Origin of the sequence: Pseudomonas sp. NPDC088429 (assembly GCF_044753305.1) — a bacterium.
Taxonomy (GTDB): domain Bacteria; phylum Pseudomonadota; class Gammaproteobacteria; order Pseudomonadales; family Pseudomonadaceae; genus Aquipseudomonas; species Aquipseudomonas rustica.
The window spans coordinates 219,378-232,539 of sequence record NZ_JBIVMX010000001.1 but is presented as its reverse complement, the minus strand read 5'-3'; the positions used below and the strand labels follow the sequence as shown (position 1 = coordinate 232,539).

Sequence of the window (13,162 nt, the reverse complement as noted above, 5' to 3'; positions counted from 1 at the left end):
GTCGGCTTACCTCGCGTTACTGGCGCCAACCGGGGATTCCGGTTGAAGCTTCAGGTAGAAGTAGAACAGCACCAAAGTGATCGCGATCAGCAACGCGGCGCCGGCACTGGCCAGGCCCCAGTTGAGGAACGATTGCACCTGCTGAATGATGAACTCCGGCAGCATCATGTTCTGCGCCCCACCGAGCAACGCCGGGGTCACGTAGTAACCGAGCGACATGACGAACACCATCAAGCCACCGGAGGCCAGACCCGGCCGGCACAGCGGCAGGAACACCCGGAAGAAGTTGCTCCACGGACTGGCGCCGCAGATCGATCCGGCCTGCAGGATCATCGGGTCGATGGCCTGCATGGTCGCCTGCAACGGCAGCACGATGAACGGAATCATGATGTAGCTCATGCCGATCACCACGCCGGTGAGGTTGTGCACCATCTCCAGTGGCTGATCGATGATGCCCATCGCCATCAACGCCTTGTTGATCACGCCCGACGCTTGCAGCAGCACCAGCCACGAATAGGTGCGGGCGAGCAGGCTGGTCCACATCGACAGCAGCACGATGTTGAGAATCCAGCGCCCCCAGCCGCGCGGCACCAGAGTGATCGCCCAGGCCAGCGGAAAGCCCAGCAGCAGGCTGAACAGCGTCACCAGCCCGGCCACCGAAAAGGTGTTGAGCAGCACCCGGGCATAGGCCGAGTTGGCGAACAGTTGTTCATAGTTGCCGAGGCCTGGCGTCGGTTCGAGCACGCCGCGCAACAGCAGGCCAATCAACGGCGCGAGAAAGAACAGGCCGATGAACAATAGCGCTGGTAGGAGGTTGCCGGCGCCGCGCCAGCGTTGTCTGAGGGACGGGGCTTGCTGCATCGCAACCGCCTGTGTTCCGTGGGCCGAGCCGGCAGCGCTTTGGGCGCTGCCGGTGGCAGTGGAGGGACGGGACGCGGTGGCCGCCATTTTCATTTGACCAGCCATTCGTTCCACCGTGTCGCGATGGCCTGGCCGTTTTTGGCCCAGTACGCGAAATCAAGAGTGATCTGATCCTTAGCGTAGGCAGTCGGCAGGTTGGGGGCCAGCGCCGAATCCAGACGCTCCACACTGTCGAGGTTGACCGGGGCGTAGGCGGTCAGGTTGGAGAAGTCGGCCTGGCCTTTGGCGCTGCTGGCGCTGGCGAGAAACTTCATTGCTGCGTCCTTGTTTTTCGAGCCCTTTGGAATCACCAGAATGTCGGCCATGACCAGGTTCTGTTTCCAGCTCACGCCGACCGGCGCGCCGTCTTCTTGCAGGGCGTGAATGCGACCGTTCCAGAACTGGCCCATGCTCGCTTCACCGGACGCCAGCAGTTGCTGCGACTGCGCGCCGCCGCCCCACCAGACGATGTCTTTCTTGATGGTGTCGAGTTTTTTGAAGGCGCGATCCAGATCCAGCGGGTAGAGCTTGTCGGCAGGTACGCCATCGGCCAGCAGTGCCAGTTCGAGCACGCCGGGGCTAGGCCATTTGTAGAGGGCGCGTTTGCCCGGGTAGGTTTTGGTGTCGAACAGGGCGCTCCAGTCCTGCGGCTTGTTGGCACCGAGTTTGCCCTCGTTGTAGCCGAGGACGAAGGAGAAGAAGAACGAGCCGACGCCGTAATCGCTGACGAAACGCGGGTCGATCTTGTCGCGCTGAATCACTTTGAAATCGAGGGGTTCGAGCAGGCCTTCGGCAGCGGCGCGTAGGGCGAAGTCGGCTTCGACATCGACCACGTCCCACTGCACGTTGCCGCTCTCGACCATGGCTTTGAGTTTGCCGTAGTCGGTCGGGCCGTCCTGCACGACGGTGATGCCGCTGGCCTTGCTGAACGGATCGGCCCAAGCCTGTTTCTGCGCATCCTGGGTGCTTCCACCCCAACTGACGAAGTTCACGCTGTCGGCCGCCATTGCAGCCTGGCCGGTGACGCTGAGCAGTCCCGCAAAAAAGATCGCGGTTGCAGCTTTGTTCAACACCATGTTCACGCCCTCATTGTTGTGTTTTTGAGCGGGCTTGCGTTGTTGCCCGCCTATCGGGAGCAGTAGATGGACGTTCGTTGGAGTGTCCGGTCTATGGAATATCATATTATGGTATTCCAAACTTTGTGCAAGCACTTTGCCTTACCGGTTATCTGGCGGCTGTCCTTTTTTGTGGTTCGAAGAAATGAATCTGAAATGCAAAACCCCTGGAGGAGTGAGCCTGCTCGCGATAGCGGTGTATCAGCCAACATCATTGTTGAATGTCACACCGCTATCGCGAGCAGGCTCACTCCTACATTTGGATTTGTGTTCGTCGTGGGTTATTCGGTGAAGGGGATGCTTTCGACGACTTCCAGGTCATATCCGGTCAGGCCGGCGTATTTCAGAGGAGGGCCTAGGTGACGCAGCTTACCCACCCCAAGATTCTGCAAAATTTGCGCCCCAGTCCCCACCTCGGAATAAATCCGCGACTGCGAACGACTGAACTGCCGCGGCGGCTGGGTCAATTGCGGCACTCGCTCCAGCAGCGCCTGCGACGACTCGTGATTGGCCAACACCACCACAACCCCATGCCCCTCAGCCGCGACCCGTTGCAACGCCGCCCACAACGTCCAGTTCGCCGGCCCGCTGTACTCGGCGCCAACCAGATCCCGCAGCGGATCAATCACATGCACGCGCACCAGCGTCGGCTCTTCGCGGCGCAGATCGCCCATGACCATCGCCATGTGCACGCCGCCCTCGATGCGATCCTCAAAGGTGATCAAACGGAACGTGCCATGCACCGTCGGCAGCTCACGTTCGCCAATCCGCTCGATGGTGTGTTCGGTGCTCAGGCGATAGTGGATGAGGTCGGCGATGGTGCCGATCTTGATCCCGTGCTTGCGCGCAAACACTTCCAGATCCGGACGCCGCGCCATGGTGCCGTCGTCGTTCATCACCTCGACGATCACCGATGCCGGCGTAAACCCGGCGAGGCGTGCCAAATCACAACCCGCCTCGGTATGACCGGCGCGGGTCAGCACGCCACCTTCCTTGGCGCGCAGCGGGAAGATATGGCCCGGCTGCACCAGGTCTTCAGCGCGGGCATTCGGCGCGACAGCGGCGGCAACGGTGCAAGCGCGATCCGCTGCCGAGATACCGGTGGTCACGCCAACTGCCGCTTCAATCGACACGGTAAACGCGGTGCTGAACACGCTGCCGTTGGCCGGCACCATTTGCTCCAGTCCCAGACGCTGGCAATGCTCGTCGGTCAGCGTCAGGCAAATCAGCCCGCGTGCTTCACGGGCCATAAAGCTGATCGCTTCTGGCGTGCAACGGTCGGCGGCCAGTAACAGGTCGCCTTCGTTTTCGCGGTCTTCGTCATCGACCAGCAAAACCATTTTGCCGAGACGATAATCTTCGATGATTTCTTCGATGCTGTTGAAGGCCATGCTGGACTCTCAGGGTTCGTTGGAAATATATTGGTATACCATAATACAAAATCAGCAAAGAGGTCACTATGAAGGCGTACTGGATTGCTCATGTGGACATCGCCGATGCCGATCACTACAGCCAATACACCCAGCGCGCCCCGGCGGCTTTCGCAGCGTTCGGCGCGAAATTTCTGGCGAGGGGCGGGCGCAGCGAAGCGATGGAAGGGTGCAAGACGCCACAGCGCAGCGTGGTGATTGAGTTTGAGAGCTACGAAAAAGCCGTGGCGTGCTACCACTCGGCGGCGTATCAGGAGGCGAAAAGTTATCGCGAAGAATGGGCGAAGGCGGAGATCATCATCGTCGAAGGCATCGCCCCAATTTAAGACTCACCGTGAACCCCTGTAGGAGCTGCCGAAGGCTGCGATCTTTTGATTGATCGTTACCACGCACCGCGTGGGAATGCAGCCCGGGACGCTCCGCGTCCCTTTTAGAGCCGAACGCGGAGCGTCCGAGGAGGCGTTCCCACGCGGAGCATGGGAACGATCAATGTGATCAGCGGATAAAGTGGATCTTGCCGCTATCATCATTGCCCATGTAAATCCCATAAACCCCAGCCTGGCGCTCTTCGATATAGCGCTCAAGAATCTGTCGGATCGCCGGGTAATAGATCTGCTCCCACGGAATGTCTTCCGGCGCGAAGAACTTGTAAGCCATGGTCTCCGGTCCGAACTGCCCGGTAATCTCCAGGGCGATCGCGCGGAAGATGATGTACACCTCGCTGATCTTCGGCACGCTGAAAATCGAATACGGCGAAACGATTTCCGCGCGCACGCCGCTTTCTTCCCAGACTTCACGAATGGCCGCTTGCTCAGTGGTCTCGCCGCTTTCCATAAAACCGGCGGGCAGAGTCCAGGTGCCCGGGCGCGGGGGGATCGCCCGTTGGCACAGCAGATATTTGCCGTCCTGCTCGATGATGCAGCCGGCAATGATCTTCGGATTGACGTAGTGGATGTAGCCGCAGCCGCGACACATCAGGCGCTCGTGCGTATCGCCCGCCGGTATCTGCTGACCGAGGTCAGGGCCACCGCATTTCGGGCAATAGCTCGGGCTGAACATATCAGTGACCTATACGCGGTTCTTTCAGCGCGATAGGCAGGGTCATGGCCGGCGTGCCTTTAACAACAGAGCCGGTCTCTTCCTGCTTGCGCTTGAGATAGTCGAGCGCTACCGCAGCGGCAGCGCGAACGTGATCAACACAGGCTTGATGCGCCACCAGCGGATCGCCGCTCTTGATCGCCTCGACCATTTTTTCCATTTCCTGATTACTCGCGCCGCGACGGTTTTCCTGCGACACCGAAGTCGCACGCAGGTAGCTGATGCGTGCCTGCAACTGACGCAACTGAGTCGCCGCAACATGGTTGCCCGAGCCTTCGAGCAGCACGTCGTAGAAACCTTGCACCGAGTCGATCACCTGTTGCAGTTCGCCGTCCTTGAGCGCCTTGCGGTTCTCGTCGAGGGCTTTTTCCAGGGCTTTGATGTCCTTGGCTTTGGCGCGCAGGGTGAACAGCTGCACGATCAAACCTTCGAGTACGCAACGCAGTTCGTAGATGTCGACGGCATCGGCGAGGGTGATGATCGCCACGCGCGGGCCTTTGGCATCGGCAAACTCAACCAGACCTTCGGATTCCAGGTGACGCAAGGCCTCGCGCACGGAGGTGCGGCTGACGCCAAGGCGATCGCACAGATCGCGCTCGACCAGACGATCACCGGGCATGAGCTGGAAATTCATGATCGCGCTACGCAGTTTATCCAGCACGATTTCGCGCAGGGTAACGGGGTTGCGATTGACCTTGAAGCTGTCGTCGAGTGGCTGGCGTTTCATGGGATCCGCTCTTTCGGTTGGCTGTCCATGCCAGACGGGCATCTAAACAGCCGAGGGGTTAACTGGGGCTTCGGCGTCGGCTTCGGCGAAGGCTTCACGGGCCAGCCGGAAACTGTCCACGGCTGCCGGAACGCCGCAATAAATGCCGACCTGAAGCAGAATTTCGCGTATTTGCTCACGACTCAGGCCGTTACGCAAGGCGCCGCGCACATGCAGCTTGAGTTCGTGCGGACGGTTGAGCGCCGAGATCATCGCCAGGTTGATCATGCTGCGCTCCTTGAGCGACAAACCTTCACGACCCCAGACATGGCCCCAGCAGTATTCGGTGACCATTTCCTGCAGCGGGCGGGTGAAGTCGTCGGCGTTGTCTATCGAACGCTGCACATAGGCTTCGCCCAGCACCTGAGTGCGGATCTTCAGGCCTTTTTCATACTTCTCGTTACTCATCATTCCTCCATCACCCAATTACCCTGTAGGAGCTGCCGAAGGCTGCGATCTTTTGATCTTGCTCTTGAAAATCAAAGTCAAAAGATCGCAGCCTTCGGCAGCTCCTACTGGGATTTGTGTGAATCCGTCAGGCCAGGGTCGGCAACGGGCCGAGCTTGCCTTTGTGGTAGATCATCGGTGTCACCGGTTGCGCGGGCAGGATCAGGTTCTTCACCGCGCCAACGATGATCGCGTGATCGCCGCCGTCATATTCGCGCCACAACTCGCACTCGATGATCGCGGTGGCTTTGGCGAGAATCGGGTTACCGAGTTCGCTCAAATGCCACTCGATACCGGCGGCTTTGTCCTTGCCTTTACCGGCAAAGGCATAGGCCTCTGCGGTCTGGTCAGCCGACAGCAAGTGAATCGCAAACTTCTTGCTGTCACGCAGAATCGGATAAGTGTCGGAGGCGTAGTTAGGGCAGAACAGCACCAGCGCCGGGTCAATCGACAGCGCGCTAAAAGCGCTGGCGGTGATGCCGACAATGCCGCCCTCCGGGTCAACAGTGGTAACCACCGTGACGCCGGACGGAAACGAGCTCATGACGTCTTTGTAAATGCCGGGTTCGATCATTTCGCAGGACTCCTAGCGCATCACAAACGGATCAGGCATTGGCGCCTGAGACAAGTTGATCCACACCGTTTTCAGTTCGGTGTAGGCCAGCACCGAATCGATGCCGCTTTCGCGTCCATAGCCACTGTTCTTGAAACCGCCGATCGGCGCCATCGCCGATACCGCTCGGTAAGTGTTGACCCAGATAATCCCCGAGCGCACATCGCGAGCGAGGCGATGCGCCCGGCCCAAATCACGCGTCCAGATGCCCGCCGCGAGGCCGAACTGCGAGTCGTTGGCGATGGCCAGCGCCTCGGCTTCATCTTTGAAACGGATCACCGAAGCCACCGGGCCAAAGACTTCTTCCTGCATGATCTTCATCGAATTGCGGTCGCATTCGAACAGGGTTGGCTCGTAGAACCAGCCGTCACCGAGATCGGTCGGCCGCTTGCCGCCAGTGCGCAACCGCGCGCCCTCAGCGATGGCATCAGCGACCAGACCTTCGACCACCGCCAGTTGCTGCGCGGTGGCCATCGGGCCCATTTCGCTGGCGTCTTCCTGCGGGTTGCCGATGCGAATGCGCTGGGCGCGTTCGACCAGGCGATTGACGAATTCGTCGTAGATTTCGTCCTGCACCAAAAGGCGCGAGCCAGACACGCAACTCTGCCCGGACGCCGCATAAATCCCGGCAATCGCGCCGTTGATCGCGCTGTCGAGATCGGCGTCGGCGAAGATGATGTTCGGCGACTTGCCACCCAGTTCCAGCGACAGCTTGGCGAAGTTCTCGGCGCTGCTGCGCACCACATGCCGTGCCGTCGCCGCGCCGCCGGTGAAGGCGATTTTGCGGATCAGCGGATGGCGGGTGAGGGCGGCGCCGGTGCTCGGGCCGTAACCGGTGACGACGTTGACCACACCCGGCGGAATTCCGGCTTCGAGGGCCAGACGCGCCAGTTCCAGAATCGTCGCCGAGGCGTGCTCGGACGGCTTGATCACAATCGTGTTGCCAGCGGCGAGGGCCGGGGCGAGTTTGATCGCGGTCAGATACAGCGGGCTGTTCCACGGAATGATCGCCGCGACCACACCCATCGCTTCGTGCACGGTGTAGGCGAACAGATCGGGCTTATCCAGCGGCAGCGTGCCGCCTTCGAGCTTGTCGGCAAGACCGGCGGTGTAGTGGAAAAATTCTGGCAGATAGCTGACCTGGCCACGGGTTTCGCGGATCAGTTTGCCGTTGTCGCGGCTTTCCAGCTGCGCCAGTTGTTCTTTATTTTCGGCGATCAAGTCACCGAGACGGCGCAGCAACTTGCCCCGTGCGGTGGCGGTCAGGCCGCGCCATGCCGGGCTGTCGAAAGCAGTTTGTGCCGCTTGCACGGCGCGTTCGACGTCCGCTTCATCAGCGTCAGGCAATTCTGCCCAGGCTTGCGCGGAGGCCGGGTTGAGGCTTTCGAAAGTCTTGCCGGAGAGGGCGTCGACCCATTCTCCGCCGATGCACATCTGGAAGCGTGCGAGTGTCATGCAACGATCCCCTGTATAGGGTTTTGTCGGGAGTGTGCGAATTCGAGAAATTCCAGCAGCGTCTGATTGACCAGACGCGGCGACTCTACTGGCATCATATGCCGTTGCTCGGCCAGCACGGCAACCTTCGCACCGGGGATGCGTCGGGCCAGTTGCTCGGCCATTTCCGGGGTCGAACCCGGGTCGAGTTCGCCGGTGGCGATCAGCGTCGGCGCTTGAATACTGCCCAAGTCGTCAACGCGGTACATGTCTTGGGTGGCGAACAATTCATAAGTGGTCAGATAGCCTTGCGGATCATTACCGGCGAGGGTCTGACGGATCGCCGCGATCTGCGCCGGGTTGGCCGCCTGATACTCGCGGCTGAACCAGCGCGACAGCGCCGCTTCGGCATTCGCGTCCGGGCCGTGCTCGGCTGCTTGCGCGGTGCGAGCGATGACGCCGGCACGCTGTTCTTCGCTGCGGTTGAACACGCTGTTCAACACCACCAGGCTTTGCAGGCGCTCCGGGTAATGCAGGGCAAAGGCCCGCGCGACCAGACCGCCCATGGAGAAGCCGATCACCGCTGCCTGCGGCAGATTGAGGTGATCGAGCAGCTCCAGCAACTGGTCGGCGTAACCGAGCAGGTTGGTGCCGCTGGCCGGTCGCGGGCTGGCGCCATGACCGAGCATATCGTAGGCGATCACCCGGTACTGGCTGGACAGGCCGACAATCTGGCCGCCCCACATTTCTTTGTTCAGGCCCACGCCGTGGATCAAAACCACGGGCTGGCCTTGGCCGGTCGCCAGGTAACTGGTGCCAGCCGGGGTGAGTTCAGCGGTGAGCCGAATCATGGAGCGCTCCTGCAATGCCTTTTTATTGTGATTACTGGGCTTTTTCGGCGGCCAGTTCTTCCAGATCGATGTAGCGGTTGCCGATGCGCGGGTGCAGACGACCACCGTCGGCGCAACCCAGCACGACAACGATTTCGTCGGCACGCGGCGCGTCTTCGATCTGCATTTCCAGGGTGATGTAGTGCGAACGCTGACCTTCGTCGTCCTTGTGCATCATCGGGATCTGAATCGAAGTGCCCGGGCCGCCACGCTTGTTGGTGAAGCTCAGGTAGCTCTTGGCGTTGACGGCTTCACGGTAGTGGTTGCCGAAGCGCAGAGTGTGGATCACGGCGGAGGCGTGTTCGATCTCGCCATCAGCACCGACCACGGCGGCTTTGCCGTAAGCCTCGATCTTCTCCGCACCGCCGATGATGCCGACCAGACGCTCGACCATCAGCGCACCGAGGTCGGAGCAGTTGGCGCGGATCTGCGGTTTGAGGTCTTCGACGAAACCGTTGCCCACCCAAGGGTTTTTCATCACCACGGCGAGGCCGACCATGGTCACTGGCTTGTCGGTTGCCTTGCCGCCTTCGATGAAGGTTTCTTCGACATAGCTGACGATCTTGCGAATTTCGAAACTCATGAGCTGCTCCGTAGGGGGATTGAGAGTGTCTGTGCGTCTGATGGTATACCATAATACCGATCGTGCAAGTCCCCCTAACAAGATTCCCTTCATCCATCCGACGAATCCTCCGTCATAACAACGCGAAATCCCTGTAGGAGCTGCGGCACGCTGCGATCTTTTGACTTTTAAAGGCCAGGATCAAAAGATCGCAGCCTCGTTTCAATCGTCAGCTCCTACAGGGGGACGCGTTCAGCCCGTGCGGTTAACAAAAGATAACGTGGCGCCGATTGTCAGACGTTTCTAAAGCCCGATAGGATGAGCCAGCTTCCGAAGTGGCTCTGGATTGCGGGTTTCAGGACTATGCTTCTGATCTGCCATCAGCGGAGCACACTTGCGGCGCCCTTGAAGGCCAAATGGCCTAACAATAATAAATAGGGGAAGGTCTATGAGTCGTTGCCGCCCGCCGGCGTTACGCAACACCGCGTTGCTGGCCACAGCACTCTCTCTGCTGGGCTTTGCCACGTTGTCGGCACCCGTAATTGCCGCTGAGGCCCCGGCCGACGTGGTCTATGCCACCGAATCCAGCAAAGCCGCGAAAAGCCTGATTCTTGATGTCGTCCACGCCGGTGCGCGCCTGGTCGCGGTCGGGGATCGTGGGCACATCGTCTATTCCGATGACCAGGGCAAAACCTGGAAGCAGGCCAAGGTGCCGAGCCGGCAACTGCTGACCTCCGTGTATTTTGCCGACGACAAACACGGCTGGGCGGTCGGCCACGACGCGCAAATCCTCGCCAGCGAAGACGGCGGTCTGACCTGGACCAAGCAATTCGAAGACCTCAAACGTGAATCGCCGCTGCTCGACGTCTGGTTCAAGGACGTCAACAGCGGCTTTGCCGTGGGCGCTTACGGTTCGCTGATGGAAACCACCGACGGTGGCAAACATTGGGAAGACGTTAGCGACCGCCTCGACAACGAAGACCAGTTCCACCTCAACGCCATCGCGGCGGTGAAAGACGCCGGCCTGTTCATCGTCGGCGAGTCGGGCAGCATGTTCCGCTCCGCCGACTGGGGTCAGACCTGGGAAAAACTCGAAGGCCCGTACGAAGGTTCGCTGTTCGGCGTGATCGGCACGGCCCAGGCGCAAACCCTGCTGGCTTACGGCTTGCGCGGCAACCTCTACCGCTCGACCGATTTCGGCAGCACCTGGGAACAGGTCGAACTGAAAGCCGCGCGCGGTGCGCTGGAATTCGGTCTGTCCGGCGCGACCTTGCTGCCGGATGGCTCGATCGTCATCGTCGGTAACGGCGGCTCAGTGGTCAGCAGCAGCGACAACGGCGAAACGTTCAGCGTGTTCAACCGTCCGGATCGCATCTCGCTGTCTTCCGTCACCGCGGCCGGCGACGGCAACCTGATTCTGACCGGGCAGGGTGGCGTTCACACCACTCAGCCAAACGGCGCCGAAGTTAATAATAAGAAGGCGGGGCTATGACTTCCTTGATCACTCCTCAGCAGGAAAAGGCGACGTTCCTTGAGCGCCTGATCTTCAACAACCGCCCGGCAGTGATTCTGATCTGTCTGGTGGTGAGCATTTTCCTGTTCTGGCAGGCGACGCTGATCCGCCCGTCGACCAGTTTCGAAAAAATGATCCCGCTCAAGCATCCGTTCATCGAGAAGATGATGGAGCACCGCAACGACCTGGCGAACCTCGGCAACACCGTGCGCATTTCGGTCGAAGCCACTGACGGCGACATCTTCTCCAAGGAATACATGGAGACCCTGCGCCAGATCAACGACGAGGTGTTCTACATTTCCGGCGTTGACCGTTCCGGTCTGAAGTCGCTGTGGAGCCCGAGCGTACGCTGGACCGAAGTGACCGAGGAAGGTTTTGCCGGCGGTGAAGTGATCCCGCAGAGCTACAACGGCTCGCAGGACAGCCTCGATCTGCTGCGCAACAACGTGCTCAAGTCCGGCCAGGTCGGGCGTCTGGTGTCCAACGACTTCAAGTCGAGCATCGTCGATATCCCGCTGCTCGAGTCGTACCCGGATCCGCAGGATCAGGGCAAGTTGCTCGCGCTGGACTACCGCCAGTTCTCCCATGAACTGGAAGACAAGATCCGCACCAAGTTCGAAGCACAGAACCCCAACATCAAGATCCACATCGTCGGTTTCGCCAAGAAGGTTGGTGACCTGATCGACGGTCTGGTGATGGTGGTGCTGTTCTTCGGCATCGCGTTTGTCATCACCCTGATCCTGCTGCTGTGGTTCACCAACTGCGTGCGCAGCACCATCGCGGTACTGAGTACGACGCTGGTGGCGGTGGTCTGGCAGCTTGGGTTGATGCACTTCTTTGGCTTCGGACTCGATCCGTATTCGATGCTGGTGCCGTTCCTGATCTTCGCCATCGGTATCTCCCACGGCGTGCAGAAGATCAACGGTATCGCCCTGCAATCCAGTGAGGCGGATAACGCCCTGACTGCTGCGCGACGCACCTTCCGGCAACTGTTCCTGCCGGGGATGATCGCGATTCTCGCGGATGCGGTGGGCTTCATCACGCTGCTGATCATCGATATCGGCGTGATCCGTGAACTGGCGATCGGCGCGTCCATCGGCGTGGCGGTGATCGTGTTCACTAACCTGATCCTGCTGCCGGTCGCCATTTCCTATGTCGGCATCAGCAAGCGCGCAATTGCCAAAAGCAAGAAAGACGCAAACCGCGAACACCCGTTCTGGCGCCTGCTGTCGAACTTCGCCAACCCGAAAGTCGCACGCATCTCGGTGGTGCTGGCGCTGATCGCTTTCGGTGGCGGCCTCTGGTACAGCCAGAACCTGAAAATCGGTGACCTCGACCAGGGCGCACCGGAACTGCGTCCGGACTCGCGCTACAACAAGGACAACAATTTCATCATCAACAACTACTCGACCAGTTCCGACGTGCTGGTGGTGATGGTCAAGACCAAGGCTGAAGGCTGCTCACGCTACGAGGCCATGGCGCCGATCGACGAGCTGATGTGGAAGATGCAGAACACCGAGGGCGTGCAGTCGGCGATCTCCCTGGTGACCGTGTCCAAGCAGATGATCAAGGGCATGAACGAGGGCAACCTGAAATGGGAAACCCTGTCGCGTAACCCCGACGTGCTGAACAACTCGATTGCCCGCGCAGACGGCCTGTACAACAACAGCTGCTCGCTGGCACCGGTGCTGATCTTCCTCAACGATCACAAGGCTGAGACCCTCGATCGGGCGGTGGCTGCCGTGCAGGAATTCGCCAAGGACAACAACAAGGACGGTCTGGAATTCATCCTCGCGGCCGGTAACGCCGGGATCGAAGCAGCCACCAACGAAGTCATCAAACAGGCTGAACTGACCATCCTGATTCTGGTGTACATCTGCGTGGCGGTGATGTGCATGATCACCTTCCGTTCGTGGGCAGCGACCTTGTGCATCGTCCTGCCGCTGGTGCTGACCTCGGTACTCGGCAACGCGCTGATGGCGTTCATGGGCATCGGCGTGAAGGTTGCGACGTTGCCGGTGGTGGCGCTGGGTGTGGGCATTGGTGTCGACTACGGCATCTACATCTACAGTCGCCTGGAAAGTTTCCTGCGCGCAGGGCTACCGTTGCAGGAAGCCTATTACCAGACGCTGAAATCCACCGGTAAAGCGGTGCTGTTCACCGGTTTGTGCCTAGCGATTGGTGTGTGCACCTGGATCTTCTCGGCGATCAAGTTCCAGGCCGACATGGGCCTGATGCTGACCTTCATGCTGCTGTGGAACATGTTCGGTGCGCTGTGGCTGCTGCCGGCACTGGCGAAGTTCCTGATCAAACCGGAGAAACTGGCGGGGCAGAAGGGCAACTCGCTGTTTGCGCATTGATCTGAAGGGCTGAAACGACAAAGCCGCAACCTTA

The 13,162-nt window shown here is 60.0% G+C and carries 13 protein-coding genes; 3 read left to right on the top strand and 10 right to left on the bottom strand.

Annotated features, from left to right (window positions below):
• Nucleotides 1–6: 6 nt before the first annotated feature.
• The 3 genes from ACIP66_RS01185 to ribBA all read right to left on the bottom strand — a co-directional run bounded on the left by ACIP66_RS01185 (nt 7) and on the right by ribBA (nt 3,406).
• Nucleotides 7–954: an ABC transporter permease gene (locus tag ACIP66_RS01185; RefSeq protein ID WP_400644704.1), complete on the bottom strand. Its 948-nt coding sequence runs from the start codon at nt 952–954 to the stop codon at nt 7–9.
• A complete protein-coding gene (locus ACIP66_RS01180; protein ID WP_400644547.1) occupies nt 951–1,976 on the bottom strand; it encodes an ABC transporter substrate-binding protein in 1,026 nt (341 codons plus the stop codon). The genes ACIP66_RS01185 and ACIP66_RS01180 overlap by 4 nt, the downstream gene beginning before the upstream one ends.
• 320 nt (nt 1,977–2,296) lie before the next feature.
• A complete protein-coding gene (ribBA, locus tag ACIP66_RS01175) occupies nt 2,297–3,406 on the bottom strand; it encodes a bifunctional 3,4-dihydroxy-2-butanone-4-phosphate synthase/GTP cyclohydrolase II (RefSeq protein ID WP_400644544.1) in 1,110 nt (369 codons plus the stop codon).
• Nucleotides 3,407–3,474: 68 nt separating this feature from the next.
• Between ribBA and ACIP66_RS01170 the strand changes: the two genes are divergently transcribed.
• Nucleotides 3,475–3,771 (top strand): DUF1330 domain-containing protein, encoded by a 297-nt coding sequence (locus tag ACIP66_RS01170; protein ID WP_400644541.1) that lies wholly within the window; start codon nt 3,475–3,477, stop codon nt 3,769–3,771.
• A 169-nt stretch (nt 3,772–3,940) separates the two neighbouring features.
• Here the strand turns inward: ACIP66_RS01170 and ACIP66_RS01165 are convergent, their stop codons facing one another.
• From ACIP66_RS01165 to ACIP66_RS01135, 7 genes are all read right to left on the bottom strand, one after another.
• Nucleotides 3,941–4,504 carry an NUDIX hydrolase gene (locus tag ACIP66_RS01165; protein ID WP_400644539.1) on the bottom strand — a complete coding sequence of 188 codons (564 nt, stop codon included), beginning with the start codon at nt 4,502–4,504 and terminating at the stop codon, nt 3,941–3,943.
• A gap of 1 nt (nt 4,505) precedes the next feature.
• Nucleotides 4,506–5,270: a GntR family transcriptional regulator gene (locus ACIP66_RS01160; RefSeq protein WP_053121182.1), complete on the bottom strand. Its 765-nt coding sequence runs from the start codon at nt 5,268–5,270 to the stop codon at nt 4,506–4,508.
• 42 nt (nt 5,271–5,312) lie between these two features.
• The gene (locus ACIP66_RS01155; RefSeq protein ID WP_053121180.1) at nt 5,313–5,717 is read right to left on the bottom strand and encodes a carboxymuconolactone decarboxylase family protein; all 405 of its coding nucleotides are present in this window, start codon (nt 5,715–5,717) and stop codon (nt 5,313–5,315) included.
• 127 nt (nt 5,718–5,844) lie between these two features.
• On the bottom strand, nt 5,845–6,330 hold the full coding sequence (locus tag ACIP66_RS01150) for a flavin reductase family protein (RefSeq protein ID WP_053121178.1): 486 nt from the start codon (nt 6,328–6,330) through the stop codon (nt 5,845–5,847).
• A 12-nt stretch (nt 6,331–6,342) separates the two neighbouring features.
• Nucleotides 6,343–7,824, bottom strand: coding sequence for an aldehyde dehydrogenase (locus ACIP66_RS01145; RefSeq protein ID WP_053121176.1), 1,482 nt, complete (start codon nt 7,822–7,824; stop codon nt 6,343–6,345).
• Complete coding sequence (locus ACIP66_RS01140; RefSeq protein WP_159815099.1) at nt 7,821–8,654, bottom strand: alpha/beta fold hydrolase; 834 nt, start codon at nt 8,652–8,654, stop codon at nt 7,821–7,823. Before ACIP66_RS01140 ends, ACIP66_RS01145 begins: the two co-directional genes overlap by 4 nt.
• Before the next feature lie 31 nt (nt 8,655–8,685).
• Nucleotides 8,686–9,276 carry an amino acid synthesis family protein gene (locus ACIP66_RS01135; RefSeq protein WP_007917992.1) on the bottom strand — a complete coding sequence of 197 codons (591 nt, stop codon included), beginning with the start codon at nt 9,274–9,276 and terminating at the stop codon, nt 8,686–8,688.
• Nucleotides 9,277–9,703: 427 nt separating this feature from the next.
• Here ACIP66_RS01135 and ACIP66_RS01130 point away from each other — a divergent pair, with 427 nt between their 5' ends.
• Nucleotides 9,704–10,747, top strand: coding sequence for a YCF48-related protein (locus ACIP66_RS01130; RefSeq protein ID WP_212546093.1), 1,044 nt, complete (start codon nt 9,704–9,706; stop codon nt 10,745–10,747).
• Entirely contained in the window at nt 10,744–13,128 is a 2,385-nt protein-coding gene (locus ACIP66_RS01125; protein WP_053121170.1) for an RND family transporter, read from the top strand. The genes ACIP66_RS01130 and ACIP66_RS01125 overlap by 4 nt, the downstream gene beginning before the upstream one ends.
• Nucleotides 13,129–13,162 lie beyond the last annotated feature (34 nt).